The organism is Candidatus Williamhamiltonella endosymbiont of Tuberolachnus salignus, from assembly GCF_964019775.1.
Lineage (GTDB): Bacteria > Pseudomonadota > Gammaproteobacteria > Enterobacterales > Enterobacteriaceae > Hamiltonella > Hamiltonella defendens.
Window position 1 is genome coordinate 514,879 of sequence record NZ_OZ026471.1, and the last position, 22,069, is coordinate 536,947.

General features: G+C 39.4%; 22 protein-coding genes. 7 read left to right on the forward strand and 15 right to left on the reverse strand.

Features of this window, described 5'->3' with window-relative positions:
• The first annotated feature begins 24 nt into the window (after nt 1-24).
• The 4 genes from macA (at nt 25) to AACL23_RS02480 (ending at nt 5,450) form a co-directional block, all read left to right on the forward strand.
• Entirely contained in the window at nt 25-1,161 is a 1,137-nt protein-coding gene (gene macA / locus AACL23_RS02465) for a macrolide transporter subunit MacA (protein ID WP_015873118.1), read from the forward strand.
• Nucleotides 1,161-3,113, forward strand: coding sequence for a macrolide ABC transporter ATP-binding protein/permease MacB (gene macB, locus AACL23_RS02470; protein ID WP_100096157.1), 1,953 nt, complete (start codon nt 1,161-1,163; stop codon nt 3,111-3,113). Before macA ends, macB begins: the two co-directional genes overlap by 1 nt.
• A 188-nt stretch (nt 3,114-3,301) precedes the next feature.
• Entirely contained in the window at nt 3,302-4,468 is a 1,167-nt protein-coding gene (locus tag AACL23_RS02475; RefSeq protein ID WP_095034386.1) for a nucleotide sugar dehydrogenase, read from the forward strand.
• A gap of 55 nt (nt 4,469-4,523) precedes the next feature.
• The gene (locus AACL23_RS02480; protein ID WP_100096155.1) at nt 4,524-5,450 is read left to right on the forward strand and encodes a Wzz/FepE/Etk N-terminal domain-containing protein; all 927 of its coding nucleotides are present in this window, start codon (nt 4,524-4,526) and stop codon (nt 5,448-5,450) included.
• Here the strand turns inward: AACL23_RS02480 and AACL23_RS02485 are convergent.
• From AACL23_RS02485 to rpoE, 10 genes are all read right to left on the reverse strand, one after another.
• On the reverse strand, nt 5,447-6,172 hold the full coding sequence (locus AACL23_RS02485) for an oxidative stress defense protein (RefSeq protein ID WP_100096154.1): 726 nt from the start codon (nt 6,170-6,172) through the stop codon (nt 5,447-5,449). The genes AACL23_RS02480 and AACL23_RS02485 overlap by 4 nt on opposite strands.
• Before the next feature lie 41 nt (nt 6,173-6,213).
• A complete protein-coding gene (gene mscS / locus AACL23_RS02490; RefSeq protein ID WP_095034828.1) occupies nt 6,214-7,062 on the reverse strand; it encodes a small-conductance mechanosensitive channel MscS in 849 nt (282 codons plus the stop codon).
• Between the two features lie 97 nt (nt 7,063-7,159).
• Nucleotides 7,160-7,864, reverse strand: coding sequence for a DNA repair protein RecO (gene recO, locus AACL23_RS02495; RefSeq protein WP_015873113.1), 705 nt, complete (start codon nt 7,862-7,864; stop codon nt 7,160-7,162).
• Between the two features lie 12 nt (nt 7,865-7,876).
• Entirely contained in the window at nt 7,877-8,824 is a 948-nt protein-coding gene (era, locus tag AACL23_RS02500; RefSeq protein ID WP_095034389.1) for a GTPase Era, read from the reverse strand.
• Nucleotides 8,821-9,501, reverse strand: a complete 681-nt coding sequence (rnc, locus tag AACL23_RS02505) for a ribonuclease III (protein ID WP_171967654.1) — start codon at nt 9,499-9,501, stop codon at nt 8,821-8,823. Before rnc ends, era begins: the two co-directional genes overlap by 4 nt.
• Nucleotides 9,502-9,580: 79 nt before the next feature.
• A complete protein-coding gene (gene lepB, locus AACL23_RS02510) occupies nt 9,581-10,531 on the reverse strand; it encodes a signal peptidase I (RefSeq protein WP_339051548.1) in 951 nt (316 codons plus the stop codon).
• Between the two features lie 41 nt (nt 10,532-10,572).
• The gene (gene lepA / locus AACL23_RS02515) at nt 10,573-12,372 is read right to left on the reverse strand and encodes a translation elongation factor 4 (protein WP_171967653.1); all 1,800 of its coding nucleotides are present in this window, start codon (nt 12,370-12,372) and stop codon (nt 10,573-10,575) included.
• Nucleotides 12,369-13,325, reverse strand: coding sequence for a sigma-E factor regulatory protein RseB (rseB, locus tag AACL23_RS02520; RefSeq protein WP_100097075.1), 957 nt, complete (start codon nt 13,323-13,325; stop codon nt 12,369-12,371). Before rseB ends, lepA begins: the two co-directional genes overlap by 4 nt.
• Nucleotides 13,326-13,348: 23 nt before the next feature.
• Complete coding sequence (locus AACL23_RS02525; protein WP_012738239.1) at nt 13,349-13,954, reverse strand: RseA family anti-sigma factor; 606 nt, start codon at nt 13,952-13,954, stop codon at nt 13,349-13,351.
• Nucleotides 13,955-13,979: 25 nt separating this feature from the next.
• Complete coding sequence (gene rpoE, locus AACL23_RS02530) at nt 13,980-14,555, reverse strand: RNA polymerase sigma factor RpoE (protein ID WP_012738238.1); 576 nt, start codon at nt 14,553-14,555, stop codon at nt 13,980-13,982.
• A 164-nt stretch (nt 14,556-14,719) separates the two neighbouring features.
• Between rpoE and nadB the strand changes: the two genes are divergently transcribed.
• Complete coding sequence (gene nadB / locus AACL23_RS02535) at nt 14,720-16,330, forward strand: L-aspartate oxidase (RefSeq protein ID WP_100096151.1); 1,611 nt, start codon at nt 14,720-14,722, stop codon at nt 16,328-16,330.
• Between the two features lie 81 nt (nt 16,331-16,411).
• On the opposite strand, the gene AACL23_RS02540 is transcribed toward nadB, so the two are convergent.
• Nucleotides 16,412-17,809, reverse strand: coding sequence for a M48 family metalloprotease (locus AACL23_RS02540; protein WP_234817537.1), 1,398 nt, complete (start codon nt 17,807-17,809; stop codon nt 16,412-16,414).
• A 308-nt stretch (nt 17,810-18,117) separates the two neighbouring features.
• Here AACL23_RS02540 and AACL23_RS02545 point away from each other — a divergent pair, with 308 nt between their 5' ends.
• Together AACL23_RS02545 and AACL23_RS02550 are read left to right on the forward strand one after the other, a co-directional pair.
• Complete coding sequence (locus AACL23_RS02545; RefSeq protein WP_339051551.1) at nt 18,118-19,488, forward strand: MFS transporter; 1,371 nt, start codon at nt 18,118-18,120, stop codon at nt 19,486-19,488.
• A 511-nt stretch (nt 19,489-19,999) separates the two neighbouring features.
• Nucleotides 20,000-20,227 (forward strand): hypothetical protein, encoded by a 228-nt coding sequence (locus AACL23_RS02550; RefSeq protein WP_044612250.1) that lies wholly within the window; start codon nt 20,000-20,002, stop codon nt 20,225-20,227.
• 373 nt (nt 20,228-20,600) lie between these two features.
• Here AACL23_RS02550 and AACL23_RS02555 read toward each other — a convergent pair whose 3' ends face one another.
• The 4 genes from AACL23_RS02555 to tusA all read right to left on the reverse strand — a co-directional run bounded on the left by AACL23_RS02555 (nt 20,601) and on the right by tusA (nt 22,000).
• Nucleotides 20,601-20,831: a hypothetical protein gene (locus AACL23_RS02555; RefSeq protein ID WP_012738231.1), complete on the reverse strand. Its 231-nt coding sequence runs from the start codon at nt 20,829-20,831 to the stop codon at nt 20,601-20,603.
• A gap of 183 nt (nt 20,832-21,014) precedes the next feature.
• Entirely contained in the window at nt 21,015-21,308 is a 294-nt protein-coding gene (locus tag AACL23_RS02560; protein ID WP_171967649.1) for a hypothetical protein, read from the reverse strand.
• Nucleotides 21,309-21,334: 26 nt separating this feature from the next.
• A complete protein-coding gene (locus tag AACL23_RS02565) occupies nt 21,335-21,529 on the reverse strand; it encodes a hypothetical protein (protein ID WP_100096147.1) in 195 nt (64 codons plus the stop codon).
• 186 nt (nt 21,530-21,715) lie between these two features.
• Entirely contained in the window at nt 21,716-22,000 is a 285-nt protein-coding gene (tusA, locus tag AACL23_RS02570) for a sulfurtransferase TusA (protein ID WP_422389618.1), read from the reverse strand.
• Nucleotides 22,001-22,069: the final 69 nt, after the last annotated feature.

The window sequence follows — 22,069 nt, forward strand, 5'->3', positions numbered from 1 at the left end:
CGACAGATAAAAAAAGAGAAACGAATGAATCTGATTTGGCTCAAAAAACTCAATAAAAAAGTGATAGTTATCCCTCTCATTTTACTGATGTCGGGTTTTTTTGTCATACGTTTTCAAATGAAACCGGCTGAAATTCAATATAAAACGGTCTCCGTGACCCAGGGTGATATCGTACAAAGCGTTCTCGCAACAGGTAAGCTCGATGCATTGCGAAAAGTTGACGTCGGTGCTCAGGTCAGTGGTCAACTTCAGCACCTGTATGTCAAAATTGGAGATAAGGTAAAGCAGGGGCAATTATTGGGAATGATAGATCCTCAAAAGGCAAAAAATCAAATCAAAGAAGTGGCTGCCGCTTTAGAGGATCTGAATGCACAATCGGCACAGGCGGAAGCAGAAAAAAAATTAACTCTATTAACTTTAAATCGTCAAAAAAATCTGGCCAGACTAAAGCTGATTTCACCGCAAGATATCGATCAAACCGAAACGGATTTAGCGGTGAGAAAGGCAAAAATAGAGATGATTAAAGCTCAAATTAATAGAACCAGAATCAGCCTGGATACTGCCAATTTAAATTTAGAATACACCAAAATCTCTGCGCCCATGAGCGGTGAAGTGGTGCAAATTACTACCCTGGAGGGGCAAACAGTCATTGCCACTCAGCAGGTTCCTAACATCCTGACTTTGGCTGATATGAGCACGATGTTAGTCAATACTCAAGTGTCTGAAGCCGATATCATTCATTTAAAACCTGGATTAAAAATCTCATTTACTATATTGGGGGATCCCAATAAACATTTTGAGGGGGTATTAAAAGATATTCAGCCGACCCCTGAAAGCATCAATGATGCCATTTTTTATTCTGCACGTTTTGAAGTCCCTAATTCTAAAGGTTTATTACGTTTAAAAATGACAGCTCAGGTATCTATTCAATTGGCGGAAGCTCGAAAGGCTATGCTGATGCCATTATCTGCGTTGGGCAATCAAATAGATGGTAACCGCTATCAGGTCTCTGTCTTAGTTAAGGATAAAGACAATAAAAATCAAGAAGAGACGCGTGAAGTCACGATTGGCATTCGTAATAATCTGAATGTACAAATCCTTTCTGGCCTAAAGCTGGGTGAAAAAGTGATCATCAGCCGTTTTAATTCTGAGGATATATAATGTCCTTATTACTTGAACTTCAATCTGTAAGACGAAGCTATCAGTCAGGAGAAGAAAGCCTTGATGTACTAAAAAATATTTCTTTAAAAATTTATTCAGGGGAACTGGTGGCGATCATAGGGGCTTCAGGCTCGGGTAAATCCACTTTAATGAACATATTAGGCTGCCTGGATCAAGCCACTAGTGGGACCTACTATATTGCTGGGCAAAATGTTGTAGATCTCAACAATGATGATTTGGCAATATTACGGCGTGAATATTTTGGTTTTATTTTTCAGCGATATCATCTACTCCCGCATCTGAGTGCAGCCCATAACGTTGAAATACCCGCTATCTATGCAGGATCTCCTAAAAATGAGCGCAAAAAAAGAGCCGTCACGCTGCTGACCCGTCTTGGATTAGGCGAACGCATTAACTATCGACCAAATCAGCTTTCAGGAGGGCAACAACAACGAGTCAGTATCGCGCGAGCATTGATGAACGGCGGGCAAATTATCCTGGCTGATGAACCTACAGGCGCGCTTGACAGTCATTCCAGTGTTGAAGTCATGAATATTCTCAAACAGCTTCAACAAAAAGGTCATACCGTCATTGTGGTGACACATAACCCTGAAGTGGCAAATCAAGCTGATCGTACTATTGAAATTAAAGACGGCGAGATAATTTCCGATTCAGGATATCAACCCACACAAGAACTTAAAAAAACACCTGAGCCCTCAAGCCCGTCAGTTGAACAGGCTTCCTGTCAGCAATGGGTAGGCCGCCTTCATGAAGCATTGCTGATGGCCTGGCGTGCCATGCTATCCAATAAAATGCGAACCGCATTAACCATGCTGGGGATCATTATTGGTATTGCGTCAGTGGTCTCAATTTTGGTGGTAGGGGATGCTGCTCAGCAAAAAGTTTTAGCGAATATCAGAGCGATAGGGACTAACACCATTAGTATTTACCCTGGTAGGGACTACGGAGATGATGATCCCAGTAATCGACAGGCATTAATTTATGAGGATATTGCAGCGCTACAGGCACAATCCTATATCAGTGCTATTTCTCCTATTATCTCAGGCAACATACGCCTTCGTTCAGGAAATATAGATGTTGCGAGCACAATTTTAGGGGTTGGAGGCCAATACTTTAAGGCTTACGGCATCAAGATCCAAAATGGAGAAAGGATTTTAGAAAGACAGGTGAGAGACCAAAGCCAAGTGGTGGTCATCGATAAAAATACTCAAAGGCGTTTATTTCCTCGGACGAAAGATGTGATAGGAAAAGAAATATTAGTGGGGAATATCCCAATGACCGTTGTTGGGATTGCTAAAGAAAAACAATCTATGTATGGAAACAACAATGCTTTAAGAATCTGGATACCTTACAGTACCATGACAAACCTCTTCACCGGCCGCTCTTATTTTGATGCGATTACAGTTCGTATCAAGGAGGGTTATAACAATAATGAAGCAGAGCAACAATTAATACGATTATTGACTTTACGCCATGGTAAAAAAGACATTTACACGTTTAACGTAAACACAGTATTGAAAACAGCTGAAAAAACTACCCGTACCATGCAACTCTTTTTGTCTTTAGTAGCAGCTATTTCTTTAGTCGTAGGGGGTATTGGTGTGATGAACATCATGTTGGTTTCGGTCACAGAGCGGACTCGTGAAATTGGCATCCGCATGGCAGTAGGCGCTCGATCGAGTGACGTGCTTCAACAATTTTTAATTGAAGCGGTTTTAGTCTGTTTAGTAGGGGGAACCATCGGTATTCTGCTCTCTTTCTGTATTGGGTTTGCGGTTGAATTTTTTTTACCGACCTGGTCATTGACCTTTTCTTCAATCGCTTTATTCATCGCCTTTTTCTGCTCTACTATGATTGGTATTGTATTTGGTTATCTACCTGCTCGTCACGCCTCTCGTCTCAATCCCATAGATGCCCTGGCACCTGAATAAATTTTAAACTACCCGTTGAAATGCCAAGAGCAAGCTGCCACACATTAAAGTGGGGAAACTTTTGCTCAAAAAGAAGTGAATGTCATGGATAATTTGATATGAACTTCTCATATGAAGATTGATTATAATTTGTATATAAATAATCAATATTATTAAATATATAGACTTAAAGAATTTAGGAAATTTGAATGAAAATTGCGGTCGTTGGCACAGGTTATGTTGGACTCTCTAATGCTATTTTATTGTCTCAACATAATGAAGTGGTAACGCTTGATCTCGTGCCAGAAAAGGTTGATTTGATTAATGCAAAACAATCACCCATCGCGGATGGGGATATTGAACACTTTCTGAAACATAAAACGCTCAATTTAAGGGCCACTTTGAATAAAGAAGAGGCTTACAAAGCGGCCGATTTTGTCATAATAGCCACCCCGACTGATTATGATGCAAAGACCTACTGCTTTAACACTGAGTCGGTGGAAGAGATCATTGATGATGTGAGTCGTTGTTATCCTAAGGCAGTGATGGTGATTAAATCCACCGTTCCTGTTGGTTTCACATCTAAAATAAAAGCGCAATTTGCCTGCGATAATATTATTTTTTGTCCTGAATTTTTGCGTGAGGGAAAGGCCCTACATGATAATCTATACCCTTCACGGGTTATAGTGGGCGAGCGTTCTCAACGAGCTGAAATTTTTGCAAATTTACTCAAACAAGGGGCTGTCAAGAAAGACATTGAGACTCTCTTTACCGATGCCACTGAAGCTGAAGCGATTAAACTTTTTGCCAATACCTATTTGGCGATGAGGGTGGCGTATTTTAATGAGTTGGACACCTATGCGGCCAGCCATAGGCTAAATACGAGACAAATTATTGAAGGGGTGAGTTTAGATCCCCGTATTGGGCATCATTATAATAATCCCTCATTTGGTTATGGCGGATATTGCCTCCCTAAAGACACTAAACAGTTGCTAGCGAATTACCAGGACGTGCCTCAGCATTTAATTCAGGCCATCGTTGACTCGAATCGTACTCGTAAAGATTTTATTGCGGATGCCATTCTTCAAAAAAAGCCTGAAGTAGTGGGGATTTATCGTTTGATTATGAAAAGTGGCTCAGATAATTTCCGCACTTCTTCTGTTCAAGGGATTATGAAGCGCATTCATGCGAAAGGTATTGAGATCGTCATTTATGAGCCAGTTTTAAAAGAAAAGACGTTTTTTGGGTGCCAAGTAATAGAGGACCTGGTCAGGTTTAAAAATAAATCAGATGTGATTATTGCAAATCGCCCTACATATCATTTGAACGATGTATCAAAAAAAGTGTTTACTCGTGATCTATTTGGGCACGATTAACCTTTTAAAAAGTTTTCTGTTAACAATAAATTCATCTTAAAATTCGGAGCGGTTAATGAGTGATCAAAAAATACAAAATGTTCTTTGTCATCAAAAAAAGCATTCTAATATGTCTGAAAACACATTAGATCTAAAACCTTCAACAGATGAAATTGATTTAATTGATTTGCTTGCAATTTTTTTTAAAAATAAAGTAAAAATTTTTTTCATCACTATTTTTTTTGTGATTGTGAGTGCTCTGATATGTTATAAATTGCCAGAAAAATGGACCAGTAAGGCTATAATTACTTATATCGATGACAATCAACTGCAACCTTTCGAACTGTTATCTTATAAATTAAAATTATTTGATATTTCTTTAAATTTTGATCAAAAAAATTTACTTTCCCTTTTTATTCAATTATTTAACTCAAATGTTCTTAAAGAGAAATATTTAGTTAATACGAGTTATTTTCAAAAATTAATAAAAGATCATCCAGAAAATAGAAATCAATTCATGCTTGATATTATTAAAAATATTCATATCGAATATTCAAAATCAAATAAAGAAAATGACTTTAAAGGTTACGTATTTTATACCTTATCCTATAGTGCTGATACTGCTAAAGATGCTCAAAATTTATTAAACGGATATATCAATTATATATCTGCTATTTTTGACGAAAAACTTAATAACAAGATTACAAATAAAATAAACATAAAAAAAAGTGTACTTTCCTTTATTATTGATAATAAAGGAAAGTCAATTAATGATGATGTAAATTTACCTATGGCCAAATTACAGTTAGAGAAATTACAGTCCATAAAATTATCAGATATCAAAATCATCCCCTTCGAATATCTGCAAAAACCTAACGAACCCGTGAAAAAAGATTCACCTCAATCTGCCTTTATTATTTTGTTATCAGGTATGGCAGGCCTTATGGTTTCTATGTTTTATGTTTTAGTTCAACATTATTTATCGCAGCGAAACAAACCTTAATGTTTTTTTTCAAGCTCAAATACAACATCAACCTGATCTGTAAATTGAATCCTTTGTTTTTGATAAGTCAAAGCGGTATCAGATGAAATGCTGTTTTCTGTCTTGTAGGTGCTCAGAAGGGGCTTAGGCTGATAAGCAGCCTCTCCATGATATCGGACACTGTAAATGGGCCCCAAGATAGACTGAAAACTTTGGGCTAAAAGTTGCGCCTGTTGTTTGGCGTTTTCGATGGCTTTTTGCTGTGCTTTTTTACGATAAAGATCTGGATCTGCGACACTGAATTTGAGTGCTCGAATTTCATTTAATCCCAATTTTAAGGCCTGATCGAGCAGTGTATTGAGTTTATCCATTTGGCGTAATTGCACCTTTACTTCACGTATGGCTCGATACCCTTTTAATAAAGTTTTCCCTTCTTTTTGATAATCGTATTCCGGCTCTGTGATCAGATTAGCCGCATGAATGTCTTTTTGATCTACTTGATTTTTTTCTAAAAAATCAAAGTACTGGTTAACACGATGATCGACCTGTTTTTTAGCATCAGCCGCATCTTTAGCCAATATATTCACGTTAATAATGAGGTTGGCGATATCAGGAACCGCCTCTACATTTGCGATCCCTGAAGTAGCAACATAAGGCCCAGAGGGCCATTGATCTGCTTTTGACATGATAGGGAAGAGACTAAATAAAACGATGAATGAATGAATAAGCTGATGTAATTTCATTTTGTTTCCTCAATATAAGCAGATTATTGTAATCGAAAAATTTATTTTTTGATTTGGTGAAGATGGACATCCATTTGTGGATAAGGAATACCGATCTGGTGTGTATCTAATGCTCGTTTAAAATTTTCCATTAAATCCCAGTAAACTGGCCAAGCATCAGCGTTAAGAGTCCAAACCCGAACCACAAAATTTAATGAAGACGCCGCCATTTCGTGTAAACGTACGATGACTTCTTTATCCGCTAAAATACGTTGATCAGCGGCAATAACCTCTCCCAGGACTTTTTTAACGACATCTATATCCGCATCGTAAGAGACACCAACGATGATTTCAGTCCGGCGTTCAGGTTCACGCGTGATGTTGATAATATTACCTGCGATAATTTTTCCGTTAGGAACGACGATGATTTTTGCATCAGGAGAACGTAAGGTCGTTGAAAACAGTTGCACGTGTAATACAGTGCCAGAAACGCTGCCCAGGTCAACGAATTCGCCTGCCCGGAAAGGACGAAAAGCCACCAGTAATACGCCTGCAGCAAAGTTAGACAGAGAACCCTGTAGTGCCAAGCCCACTGCCAAGCCCGCAGCACCTATGACTGCAATGACGGAGGCAGTTTGTACCCCAAGCCGTCCTAGCACGGCAATAATGGTAAAGGCCAGAATGCTGTAACGCACCATGGTTGATAAAAAATCAGAGACCGTGGCGTCGATACTTCGATTTTTCATCATCTTGTTAAGCGTCTTCGAAACTACTCGCGCCACAATTGAGCCCGTTATCATGATCAGAACAACAGCCACTATATTGATGGCATATTCAATTAATAAATCACGATTATCGATCACCCAACTTCCGGCGTTATGAATGCGATTGACTACATCAAGTTCTTCCATTTTTTTATCCCAAATTGAAAAATTGAGGCACATAAATCTGTGGTTGATTTTTAAAAGTAAAGCGTAAAACGCAAATTTATTCTACGTGAATTTTTTTCTAAAGGTTAAATTTTCTAAATAATGAGCGGCTGTTTAAAGGCCGATGTCCAAGATGAGGTTTTAATGCGATTCGAGTAAAACGTTTGGCGGCTTTCAGTGTCTCTTGATCATAAAATGCACCTTTGGCTAGTGATTGTAATTGATGGCCGGTAAAACCAAGAGAGTCGTCCTCCGGGCTTCTGATAAAGCCGATTTCATGTTGATAACGATAAGTCATTTGAGCGACCACAGGTTCGCCCGTTTCTACACAATGAAGAAAATCAACACCGTAGCCTAGATGCGTTAATAGTGCTAATTCAAAACGGCGTAGTGCCCGTTCCGATGTATCTTGAGCACTGGCTAATGCCTCCAAACAGTCGAGATAATCAAAAAAAAGCGCACGATAATCAATATTTGGTAGCAACAGGCGAGATAAAAGCTCATTAACATATAAACCGCTGTACAGGAAAATGCCAGTTAAAGGCACGGCAATAGAAATGGGTTCCGCACCACATAAGGTTTTTATCGCTGATTTTCCGCTCCAACGCAAAAGTAAGGGCGTAAAAGGTTGTAAATAGCCTTTTAATGCAGATCGAGGGCGAAGTGCTCCTTTTGCGATCAGAGATATCCGCCCTTCGTTTTCAGTCAATAAATCCAGTATTAAACTGGTTTCACTATAAGAGCGGCGATGAAGAATAAACGATCGATGCCAGTGATGATGCATAAAATGAACGGGTTATCTTAGGTCGTCGCTGTAACCGAGGCTACGCAATGCACGTTCATCATCGGCCCAACCTGATTTTACTTTTACCCAGAGCTCAAGGTGAACTTTAGTGCCAAAGAGTTGTTGCATATTTTGGCGCGCCTCAATTCCCATCGTTTTGATTTTAGACCCTCGATGACCTATCACAATTTTTTTTTGTCCTTCTCGCTCAACAATAATAAGGCCATGAATGTGATAAGCCCCTCGAACATTCACTTCAAATTTTTCAATTTCAACCGTGACAGAATAAGGTAATTCTTCACCTAAAAATCGCATCAATTTTTCACGAATGATTTCTGACGCCATAAAACGTTCAGAGCGATCTGTGATGTGGTCTTCAGAAAAATGGTGAGGCGCTTCAGGGAGGTGTTGACGTACAATTTGCTCAATACGATCAATTTGTATTCGTTTTTTTGCAGAGATAGGGACCAAATCAAAAAAGCGGACGTCCAAAAAGCTCAGTTTTCGCTTTAAAAAAGCAATATGAGGCAATAATATTGATTTATCTGTGACATGATCGATTTTGTTGACCGCCAATAAAACGGGACATGTCACTCCTCTGAGCTTATTGACTATCATCTCATCGTCGGGAAACCAATGTGTCCCCTCCACCATAAAAATAATCAGCTCTACATTTCCAATCGCACTGCGAGCGGCGCGATTCATAAAACGATTAATAGTCCGTTTTTCTTCAATATGTAATCCCGGCGTATCGATATAAATCGCTTGATAAGACCCTTGAGTATGAATACCCATGATGCGATGACGGGTAGTTTGAGCTTTAGAAGAGGTGATGGAAATTTTTTGCCCGAGAAGTTGATTAAGCAGTGTTGATTTTCCCACATTTGGACGACCTAAAATGGAAATAAATCCACAATAGGTGTTTTCTGTTTTTTTTTGTTCATCTTGTATTAACTTCATTCAAATTCCAGCTTTTTCAACGTTTTTTCTGCTGCTTCCTGTTCAGCTTTGCGGCGATTAGAGCCCTTTCCTACAACCAGTTCCTCTAATCCGCTGACTTGGCAATGAATAGTAAACTCTTGATCATGTGCTTCACCACAAACCTGAGCGAGCAGATAAAAAGGCAACGGCAGTTGGTGGCTTTGCATGTATTCCTGCAAACGTGTTTTTGGATCTTTTTGCTGATGGGTTGGATTAATCTGTTCTAAACGTTTGTGGTACCACCGCAAAATGGTTTTTTCTACTGTTTGAATATCACTGTCTAAAAAAATAGCGCCAATAATGGCTTCGATGCTATCTGCTAAAATAGATTCACGTTGAGCCCCACCCGTTTTGAGTTCGCCTTGCCCGAGTTGTAAGTAGGCTCCAATATCAAACTCACGAGCGATTTCAGTTAAAGTATCCCCTCTGACTAAAGTGGCCCTCATGCGGCTCATATTCCCTTCATTAATTTCAGGAAAGCGATGATATAACTGATTTGCAATCACAAAGCTTAATATAGAATCCCCTAAAAATTCTAAACGTTCATTGTGTTGCGTGTGTAAACTACGATGAGTCAGAGCTTGTAGAAGAAGCGATCTTTCTTTAAAAGAATATCTCAATTTAAGTTCTAGACTGTTGATATTAATAGAATTCATTGTTATTTATAATCGGTTAATATACATAAAGACATTACGTTAAAATGCCTTTTTTCAATAGTCAGAAAGTCAAATAAGTTTAATCAATAGACCCAATCCTACTCAAACGTACTCCTGTCGGCCATTCATTTTCTTGTTTTTCAAAACTCATCCATATTGCAGTGGCTTTGCCAACCAGGTTACGTTCAGGGACAAACCCCCAAAAACGGCTGTCTGCACTATTATCACGGTTATCCCCCATCATAAAATATTCCCCATGAGGGACCACCCAAGAGCCAATAGGCTGCCCCTGTTGCCTATAATAGGAACGCATTTGATCTGCTGTGCCTGGCAGTATCAAAATAGGGTGACTTACAGAGCCCGCAGTCTCAATGCGCTCATTCTGGCGAATGCCATTGTCTGGTACAGATTGTTGAAGGGGTATCTGAAGGAAAGCAGTTGAGGTATTTTTATCTCGGTTGAAAACAAATGTTTGTACAAAATTACTCGGTTGAGCAGTGCTATAGGTCATCACCTGATGACCACAATCAGTATCAGGTTGGCAAGAAGGCTGAACATGGACCTCTTTTCGTACAGGATCATAGCGGACATGATCACCCGGCAATCCAATCACGCGCTTAATAAAGTCTACCTTTTTATCTAAAGGATATTTAAATACAACGACATCCCCTCTTTTTGGGTGGCCTGTCGGTATCAGTGTTGTTTGAGTGATGGGATCTTTAATACCATAGGCATATTTTTCAACCAAAATAAAATCGCCTATCAGTAACGTTGGCATCATAGAACCAGAAGGGATTTGATAAGGCTCGTATACAAATGAGCGAACACAAAATACTATTAATAATACAGGGAAAATGGAGACAGCGGTTTCTATCCAACACGGTTGTTGAATGATGTCACTTGCTGTTTCAGTAGAAATGGCCACGTTTTTTTTTTGGCGCGCAGGGGCCCATATAAAGCGCTCGATACACCAGATGATACCAGTCAACAAGGTGGCAAGCGCTAGAATCAAGGTGAAGGTGTTGGCCATTGAGGTGAAAGTGTTAGGCATATTTATTGATTCCTGATTTTCTATTTACTCTCTTTTCCAATATGCAAAATAGCGAGAAAAGCGTCTTGTGGTAATTCAACATTACCGACTCGCTTCATGCGCTTTTTACCTTCTTTTTGTTTTTGCAAAAGCTTCTTTTTGCGGCTGACATCGCCGCCATAACATTTTGCTAACACATTTTTTCTTAATTGCTTTACCGTGGCCCGAGCAATAATGTGGTGACCAATTGCCGCCTGGATGGCGATGTCAAACTGCTGCCTTGGGATGAAGTCTTTCATTTTTTCTACCAGTTCTCGGCCACGAGAAGCGGCATTATCACGATGTGTGATTAAAGCCAGTGCATCGACTCGCTCAGTGTTGAGCAAGATATCCACTCGCACCATATCAGAAGCTTGAAAACGTTTAAAATTGTAATCCAAAGAAGCATAACCTCTGGAGGTGGATTTTAAACGATCAAAAAAATCCAGTACGACTTCTGCCATCGGAATGTGATAGGTCAAAGCCACTTGATGACCGTGATACACCATATTCACTTGAACCCCTCGTTTTGCCACACACAGGGTCATAACATTGCCTAAGTACTCTTGTGGTAGCAGAATGTGGCATTCTGCAATAGGTTCACGTAACTCTTCGATCTCACTTAATGCGGGTAACTTAGAGGGGCTATCCACATAGAGTATTTCTTTTTTTACAGTTTTTACTTCATAGACAACAGTAGGGGCCGTGGTAATCAGGTCTAGATGATATTCTCGCTCAAGACGTTCTTGAACAATTTCCATATGCAGTAAACCTAGAAAACCGCAGCGAAAACCAAAGCCCAAAGCGCCTGAATTTTCTGGCTCAAAAAACAAAGAGGCATCGTTCAGGCTTAACTTAGCTAAGGCATCACGGAAGGATTCATAATCATCAGAGCTGATGGGAAATAAGCCCGCATACACTTGGGCTTTGACTTTTTTAAAGCCAGGCAAAGGCTTTTCAGCGGGATGCCGGCTTAATGTTAAGGTGTCTCCCACTGGCGCGCCTAAAATATCTTTAATCGCACACACTAACCAACCTACTTCACCACAATTGAGTATGTCTGTATCAAAACGTTTCGGAGTAAAAATACCAAGGCGCTCTACATTATAAATTTGCCCCGTGCTCATGACTTTAACTTTATCACCTTTACGTAAAGTCCCATTTTTTAAGCGAATTAAAGAAACTACCCCTAAGTAGTTGTCAAACCATGAGTCAATAATCAGAGCCTGTAATGTGCCTTTGGGATCCCCTTTCGGAGCAGGGATGTCTCGCACTAAGCGTTCTAAAACATCGGCGATGCCTATACCTGTTTTGGCAGAGCAACGTACGGCATCTGTCGCATCAATACCGACAATGTCTTCAATTTCTTCTGCAATTCGATCTGGGTCTGATGCCGGTAAATCTATTTTATTGAGGACAGGAACCACTTCCAGATTCATCTCAAGGGCGGTATAGCAATTTGCCAAAGTTTGTGCTTCAACCCCTTGAGCTGCATCTACGACCAGTAAAGCGCCTTCACAGGCTGCCAGAGAACGCGACACTTCGTAAGAGAAATCGACATGGCCAGGAGTATCAATAAAGTTAAGTTGATAGGTATTACCGTCTTGAGCTTGATAATACAAAGTCACACTCTGGGCCTTGATAGTAATGCCGCGTTCACGCTCCAAATCCATAGAATCGAGCACTTGTGAAGCCATTTCACGTTCTGTTAATCCACCACAAAGCTGGATGATACGATCAGATAAAGTAGATTTTCCGTGATCAATATGGGCAATAATAGAAAAATTTCTTTTATAGTTCATTTATTTATTTTTAAAATTAAGTTATCTGCAATACGCTTAGCGGTCGAAAGAGGAATTTCGCCAACGACGGTCATCTGAATATGATCACGCACCTGAGTTTGAATTGTACGACGACTTTGTTGAAAATGACTTTCGGTATTATTTTTTTTATTCACAGGGGAGACAGTAATCAAAAAACTAAACAGGCCGTCCGTATAAAAACGAGAGGCCAAGAATTTTTTCTTATGCATCAGTTGATGTTCATTAGGAGGAATATCAACAAAGCCTGCAGGCAGCCACTTTGGAAACCAATCAAAATTGACGGTTTCTTCCTCAGGAAGCTTCATTAAAGGAGGCACAGGCGCTTTTTTTAAATTTTGCACAAAAGAAGTCAGGTTATCGCCCATATTCAATGAAATAACCTTGAATTGCTCTAATGTTTGACCATTCAGATTCAGTAAATTGATTTGCATAGGCAATTTGGTGACTTCGTCTAACCAAATAAAGTAGCTGTATCTATTATTTTCTTTCGGAAGCACTCGAATGATTTGACATATACGATCAGCGATACGCATTTTCCCTACAAAAATATAGTGATAATACTGTGAAAGCATTGAAAAATCAGAAAAAACAACAGAAGGAAATGCATCTACTATGTGAGTGCCTAGCAATGTGAAAGGTGTTAAGTCAGATTGAAAATAACTGATTTGATCATTGTTTTGACGTACTTCAACTCGAAGTTGATCCATACGCAGTAACTGAGCGAATGTTTTTCCGTTTAAGATAACATGACGATAGCGTAAAGAATCAATATCTTGCTCATCAGCCTGAATGTAATTAAATTCATAGTTAAGTGATCGAATGGCGGTGCTCATTTCTTGCAACATCATACCGGCGTTCGGTTGCTCAGAACCCGCCGAATTAGGAGAAAGAGCAGCAATCAATAAAATCACGAAAAGCAAAAATGGATGCATTACGACTACTTTTTTTTTAAAGATCAATTGTATGACTCTGGCAAAGGAGGATGAGGCTCTAATGGCAAGGAGGTGCGCCGCTTTAATTCAAATTTGTGTAATAAATTAAACTCCTCAGAAGCGTTTTGCTCTTCTTCTGATGGTTTTTTCATATGATGACTTTTTCCTGCATGAGTCCCCACATTAGAATGAAGCCCAAAACTGACTGGAGCCGGTTTTAACTCTATCATAGGACTAATATTAAACGTGGGTAATTCAGATTGATCAGATGATTGATAGTGACCACTGAGAACGACCACCAGAGATACCGAAGCCGCAACGGCAATTTGAGTCAATTGACTGACCCAAGGCCGAATTTTTTGCCAAAAAGGAATATCATCAGTATCACGACTGGTTTCAATCGCAGGTGCAGATGTATTAATACATATAGGATCGTTTTTAATGACTTCTAAAATACGATCAGACATATCCAGGCAGAGAGGATTAGCTAAATCATGGCGTAAAGCGTCGCCAATCAAATGATAATTCTGCCAACTTTTCTGAAGCACTTTATCTTTTGATAAAAGATGTAATAGCTCATCATCTAAAATTTCATCATCGATTAAAGCGGAAAGTTTTTCTTTCTGCATATAAAATACCTTTTTTGATGGTTATTCATCGTTGAATCAGTGGCTGAATTTTATTATCAATCGCGTCCCTGGCTCGAAAGATACGTGAACGAACTGTACCTACAGGACAATTCATAATATTGGCTATTTCTTCATAACTCAAACCTTCTAGTTCACGCAAAGTAATTGTGACTCGTAAATCTTCGGGGAGTAGTTCTAAAGCATTAAAGATAGCCTGTCGCAGCTCTTCAGACAATAATAAGCTTTCAGGGTTCGATATTTCTTTTAGCGCAGTGATATTTTCGTCATTTTTGATATCATCGGCATCAACATCATTGGCTGGTGGGTGACGCCCTTGAGCAATGAGATGATTTTTTGCTGTATTAATCACAATACGATATAACCAGGTATAAAAAGCACTTTCACCACGAAATAATTTTAAAGCACGATAAGCTTTAATAAAAGATTCTTGTACCACATCCGGAACATCCGAAGAAGGGATATACCGAGATGCTATCTTTGCAACTTTATGCTGATAACGAATAACCAACAAGTTAAAAGATTGTTGATCTCCTGATTGAACTCGTTCAACCAACGCTTGATCTGTTAACCGTTCGGTCATTCAGGATACATTCTCCACAATTGATTTTATTAAAAAATGTCATACCCACTGCTTTATTTTGTTTATATTCTAGAAAAAAATCACAAAAACGAATAACCGCAGCTTTTGTTGAGCGGCATAAGCTACCATGAAATTCATTTTCATTCTTCAAACATCATATTTTTATGAAAAAATTATCTGAACAAATGACCGATGTATTAATCATTGGCAGTGGTGCTGCAGGTTTATCATTAGCGTTACGTCTTGCTCCACATTGTCGCATCACCCTTCTCAGTAAGGAATTATTAAACGAAGGGGCCACCTTTTATGCTCAGGGAGGTATCGCGGCAGTTTTTGATGAAGCAGATAGTATCAGCTCACATGTGCAGGATACCGTGATCAGCGGTTCAGGGCTGTGCGATCAAGAGATTGTCGAATTTGTCGCCAGTCATGCCTCTCAATGTATACAATGGCTGGTTCATCAGGGTGTTCTATTTGATACTGAAATAAATTCGATCGGCCAAGAGCGCTATCATTTAGCTCGTGAAGGAGGTCATACACATCGGCGTATTTTACACAGTGCCGATGCGACGGGCAAAGAAGTAGAAAATACTTTAATCAAAAAAGTCTTGGATCACCCCAATATTTGTATACGAGAACGCCATAACGCGGTGGATCTCATTACTTCAGGCAAAATGGGCAATACTGAAAATCAACGAATTGTTGGCGCTTATGTTTGGAATAGAGATAGCAAGAAGGTAGAAACCTTTCGCTCGAAAATAGTTGTACTAGCGACAGGGGGAGCCGCCAAGGTTTATCAATATACCACTAATCCTGAAATTTCTTCTGGTGACGGAATTGCCATGGCTTGGCGTGCAGGATGCAGAGTGGCTAATCTAGAATTTAATCAATTTCACCCTACCTGTTTGTTTCATCCTAAAGCCCCTAATTTTTTATTAACGGAAGCCTTGCGGGGTGAAGGGGCTTATTTAAAGCGACCTGATGGTAGTAGATTGATGCCTGATTTTGATGCGCGCCTTGAATTAGCCCCCAGGGATATTGTGGCTCGAGCCATTGATCATGAAATGAAAAGGCTTGGGGCAGATTGCATGTATCTCGATATCAGCCATAAATCTAGTGAATTTATTGTTCAACATTTTCCTATGATTTATCAAAAATTGCTTTCATTAGGAATTAATTTAACGAAAGAACCCATCCCGGTTGTGCCTGCTGCACATTATACTTGTGGAGGAGTTATGGTGAATCGCAAGGGACGTACAGATCTGGAAGGCTTATATGCCATCGGTGAAGTCAGTTATACGGGTTTGCATGGAGCCAACCGTATGGCCTCTAATTCGTTACTGGAATGTTTGGTGTATGCTTGGTCAGCCGCCGAGGATATTTTGGATCATTTACCTCAATCACATCTGAGCGATGTACTACCTGATTGGGATGAAAGCAGGGTTCATAATTCTGATGAGCAAGTGGTCATCCAACATAACTGGCATGAATTACGCTTATTTATGTGGGATTATATGGGAATTGTTCGTACCACTAAAAGATTGGAACGGGCGTTGCGTCGTATTAATACTTTAAAGCAGGAAGTGAACGAATATTACACTCATTTCCGTATCTCTAATCATTTGCTGGAATTGCGTAATTTATTACAAACCGCAGAACTGATGGTTCGTTGTGCCATGATGCGAAAGGAGAGCAGAGGTTTACATTACACGTTGGACTACCCCAATCAACTACAAAAACCGCAATTGAGTATTCTTTCTCCTTTAAAAGGGTAGACATTTTTTGCTCATCTGGGAGTCAAAAAAATGCTCCAGCAGCATCCCGAAAACTGACTTAAGACACAAAATAAAAAACCTTTATTTTTGATATTTTTTAAAACGCTGCTCTAGTTGTCTGAGTTGATCAATACGAGCATCATAGCGCGCCTGTTGCAGGCTCCCCAGAGGAACCAGATTACTGGCATCACTTAGTAATCCTATGGCTTGAGAAAAATCTCCTTTCAAGGCGGCATTTTCTGCATGAGCCGCGAGGGCTTGATCCCGCCATCTTTTAGCCAGAGCGGCCTTAATCAGTAAATCCCAACCATTCATATCATTGGGATGTTCAAAGGTGTAACGGCGTAATAAAGAAACCGCCTGCGCAGACTCACCTGCCTTGATGTAGGCATTCGCCAGATTAAGCTGCCATATGAGCTGATGTTGCTTCGCCACCCTGGCTTTTTTTAATCGAGTGATCGCCTGAGCCGCTTTATTTTGAGATAAATCAATATCGGTCATTAAATCAAGAAACCAGATATTATCTGGGTACGTTACTGATAGTGTTTGTAAAATCTGGCGGGCTTTATCGTATTTTTTATTTTGATACCATAAAATCGCTTGCCCATATTCTGCCGCTAATCGTTCAGAAGCGGTGCCTTTTTTCAAGGGTTTGAGAAATTCGTTAAAATTTTTCTTTAATTTAAACAGGCCATGTAAACGCACTTTTGCGAAAAGATAATCCTGCGAAGAAACCACAGGGTGCCTGGATATTTGGTTGGCACGATTATAAATATCAACAAGCCGACTTTCTGGTAAAGGATGAGTTAATAACATTTCAGGAGGTTTACTGGTGTAACGTGATTCATCGGCCATTTTTTCTAAAAAATCAGTCATGGCGTGCGCATTAAAACCCGATGCCTGTAATAATTTTAGCCCAATACGATCAGCTTCCTGTTCATTCGATTGACTGAGGCTGAGTATGTCTTGCTGGGCTAATGCCAAAGAAGAATTCCATGCCACCACACCGGCTTTTGGATTTGCCAAAAACAATAAAAGAGATCCCAATTTGCTGGTTAAGGTTAGTTGAGACAGACGTTGATTGTTTTCTATGGCACGAGCAAGGTGCCGCTGAGTAATATGCGAAATTTCATGGGCCAAAACAGAAGCCAGTTCGCTTTCATTATCGGTATAAAAAAATAATCCCGAATTCACCACCACATTTCCGCCCAAAAAAGCAGAAGCATTGATTTGATTATTGTTAAGTAAATAAAAATGGAAAGGTGTTTTAACAGACTGCGCATGATCCACCAATTTCTTACCCAGAGAATTGATGTACTCATTTAATAGAGGATCATAGATGAATGGTGCATGAGAATGCATTTCACGAAGATAAAAATCTCCTATTTCTATTTCTTGATCAATACTGAGTGTCGCTCCAGCGGTTGTACCCATATCAGGGAGTGAATCTTCTGCTGTTGGCTTTGGATTGACTGACATAGGCCAAAAAAGCGCTCCTGCTAAAAAAATCACCGCCATTTTAAAGGTGTATGTTGTGAATATCATGATGATCTGGCCTTGATTAAAATTCTGTTTTCAATTTTATTCGTCTTTTTTATTTTATTCATTATACAAACAAAGAAAGACTTGCTCTGGCATTTCTGCCCTCATTGAGATGATGGGCTTGTCGTTTTTTTATCAAAGAATGATATTCTTCTCAAAAGCAAGAAGCCACAGGAAAGCGTTAAAATCAGGCTTAATATTTCCTGACTGAAGGCCGATATTTAGGGCACACCGGAAAAAATATGATAAACGATAATAAAATGACCGCCTCTGAACTGAGAGGAACCTGGGGTCTAGGCACGGTTTTTTCACTGCGAATGCTCGGTATGTTTATGGTATTGCCCGTGATGACGACCTACGGTATGACACTGCCTGACGCTACTTCAACCCTGGTCGGGGTGGCCATCGGCATTTACGGCTTGACCCAAGCGTTTTTCCAAATTCCATTTGGACTGATTTCTGATCGCATCGGAAGAAAATTCATGATTGTCGGGGGATTGATTTTATTTTCTCTGGGCAGTCTGTTGGCCGCTTTCAGTCAGTCTATTTGGGGGATCATCATTGGGCGAGCTTTACAAGGCTCAGGCGCGATTGCGTCAGCTATTATGGCGTTACTGTCTGATTTAACACGAGAGCAACACCGCACCAAAGCCATGGCCTGTATCGGTGTGAGTTTTGGAATAAGCTTTGCGATTGCGATGATACTGGGCCCGATGATCACTCATGCGTTTGGTCTACATTTTCTTTTTGGAATTATTGCATTTTTATCGTTATTAGGAATTGTGATTACATTGACGGTTGTTCCTTCTACGGACAGACATGTATTGAATAGGGAATCAGGAATGGTTAAAAGCAGTATCACTAAAGTGCTGAATAATCGCCGACTGCTAAAGCTCAATTTTGGGATTATGTGTTTACACATGTTATTAATGCTGACCTTTGTTGCGTTACCATCCGCTTTAGAACGCGCTGGATTACCAGCCGTAAATCATTGGATACTCTATCTGGTCACCATGTTAATTTCTTTTGCAGCAGTGCTACCTATCATCCTTTATGCTGAAATGAAACGTCGTATCAGATCGGTTTTGATTATTTGTGTCACCGTTTTATTGATAGCAGAAGTTATTTTATGGAGCTCAAATAAACATTTATGGAGCATCATCTCGGGTGTTCAGTGCTTTTTTGTGGTGTTTAATGTCATGGAAGCACTTTTACCTTCGTTAATCAGCAAGGAAGCCCCTGCCGGTTATAAAGGGACCGCGATGGGTGTTTACGCTACCAGTCAGTTTATCGGTGTCGCTATAGGTGGGTGTCTGGGAGGCTGGCTGTTTGATATGAAGGGGACCAGTGCGGTCTTTGCTGCCTGTGCTCTGGTTGCTTTTATTTGGTTGATTGTCAGCACTACAATGCGGGAGCCCCCTTATGTCAGCAGTTTACGCATTCTTATTTCCAGGAGGGTACTGGAAGATTCAGATTTACTTAATCGAATAAAAGCTCAAGCAGGAGTCACCGAGGTTTTACTGGTCAAAGAGGAACAAAGCGCTTACATCAAGGTGGACACCAAAAAAACCAATCGCCGGCAATTAGAAGAACTCATTCATTTAGGGAAGAGTTGACGTATGCCATCAAAATAAACCGCTTTAAACCCTTTGTGCCTAGGTTTCGGCACTTTCTCTAAAAAAACAAAAAATATTCCTGAAATGACCAATGGCTAACTCAACGCCAGTGGGGGGCCTCATTGTGTCTAAAGGCGCGGAAATCAAGGCGTTGTTTTGAACAATTTGGGGCCCTTCTTTTTCCCTGAAGTGAATACATCTTAAAGTGATTTAGCCATAAAACATCAAAGAAGAAGTCAATAAAATAAAAAAGTAATAACACTATTTATTATGCATATAATTGATATACTGCTAACTAAATAACATGTTTTCTGGAATCAAACTGATACAGTCAAACCCATAAAAATGTTACGAAAAAAGTCAATTCGTCATCCAAAATCAGGAAAGATTATCCACGATAGAAAAAGTTTTATCTTCTGCAGGTTAAAAAATCACTTCATCACTTTCGCTCAAATTTTTACCTTTAACACGCACAACAAATCGATATATACATTTTAGAAAGGAATTGTTGATGAAGAAGTTTTTACAATTTATTACACCGGGATTTTTTTTATGTCTGTCTTTTTCTATTCATGCCTCGTCTCTGGCGAGCCCAGAAAAAATCACTAGAGATGATCCACTGTTATGCGAAAAATGTTGCAAAGTCACAAAATATCCACAGACATTTCCGCTGTGCGTTGAAGACGTAGAAGACACTAAGAATTGGTGTGTCGATTTTTTGAATTATGAATTACCCTAAAATTAAAAATAAGCGTCATACCTCTTTAAGAGTGATGGCGACTTTGTTGAATAAATCAGACTGGGGAATCCGATCCACATTAAATGTGCTTAACGTTGGACATAAACACTGTTAGGCACCCCCAGTCACTCATTCTGGTTAAGATTCTTAACCGTTACCTGGGTTGTGTCGTGTTAAGGGTAAAAATTTGAGCGAAAGTGGCGGGAGTTTTCTCATCTTCCATGGAAATAACCTTTTTTTGTATGGCATTGTTGCATAAATGAATTAAGGTCTTAATTTTTCTGTTGGGTTAATTTTAAGTGATAAAATTATTTATAACCTGACTTGATTTGAGCGATATTATGTGTAAATAAAGAGTCAGTATGTTGGTTAATCAATTGTTTTTTTGATCAGCACTATCAAAAGAAGAGAGGGCTGTTTTAAGGAGGTCATCTAAAAAATATTTTTCCTCCCTGGTAAATATTTTTTCTTCAGGAGCCGCAACTCCCTTTTTCATTTTAATAGAAAAAGTTTGGCTAAAATGAGTATCGGTCAGAGTGAGATAAATGTCTTCCCGGACTTCCCTGAAAAGCAATTCATCAAAGCCAATATCATACAAAACCAAAATGTCTGTTCCACCGCTGTTTTCTATGGTTGTATGCCCGTCTAAGCGGAAGATCAGGCGCCAGCGTTAAATTATCGAAGGAGTTAGCCGTCTCCTTGTTAAGAACTCAATGTTCATTATCGTCGGTACGACGCAAAATGGCTGTCTGCAGTTCATCAAGACCACCAAAGGGGGTATCCAGGGTTATCGGATCAGAATAATTCTCTTTAATACCACGCGCATTGAAGTGATATTCCCTGCTGAATTTAAGGTATAGCTCAAAAAGCGCGCCGAGACGTTTTTATTGAGAAAGAACGCTCTTTTTTCTTTCATTAAAGTATCAATAAGAAAAACCTTTTCTCGCTGTCGAGAATTTTTCCATGTTTCCTCATAACCTTCTGTATCGACTTCAGAAAAACGCGTATATTCTATAGATTCGTTTTCTTTTATTTCAGACTCAAAAAAGTAGTTATCCATAAAAGATTTCAATTGATCCACAGGATCATCATTTTGAGAAAGAGATTTCAGCCATGAAATATAATTTGTTCATCCAAAAGGCCCATGTTGACGCTGTTCAATAAGATATTGGACAGATAAGCCTGGATTAACTGATGATTTTGATCATGTTGAGTATGAATTTTTTTAACGTTTTTATAAAGCCGGTGGTTTAAGAGAAGATTTTGAGAAAAACTCATATGGCGAGTTTGAGGAGTTGTCATATCTTTACATCCATTTAATAGAAAGACGATTTTTATGTAGAAAAAAGTGACATTTTTAATCAGATGATGACGATAGCACGAGTGAAGCCTGTCTCTATAAATAAAACCGCTGGAAAAAATTTTAAAATAAACTCAAACTAAATTCAGTTCAAACAATTTGGAACGACGGCATCGTGATGAGCAAGATTATTCGAGACAACCTATAACTATCAGGTATTGGTAAGGTATTCTGTCTGCTTTTTTTGCTGATAAATGATGACCCATAAAACGACAAAAAGCAGGGATGTCGCTCAGTGTGGAAGGATCGTCTGAAATCATCAGTAACGTTTGGCCGATTGTTAAATCCCGAGCCGTTTTTCGCAACATCATGAGCGGTTCAGGGCAGCGCAAACCTAAAGTATCCAGGAAGTGATCATAATGATTTAAAGGGTCTTTCATTTCTATACGGTAGATATCGTTATAAAAAGACAATAAATATCTTTATTTAAAAAATTCGACTAAAAACCCTCATTTTTAAAAAATGAGGGATGTTGATTTATT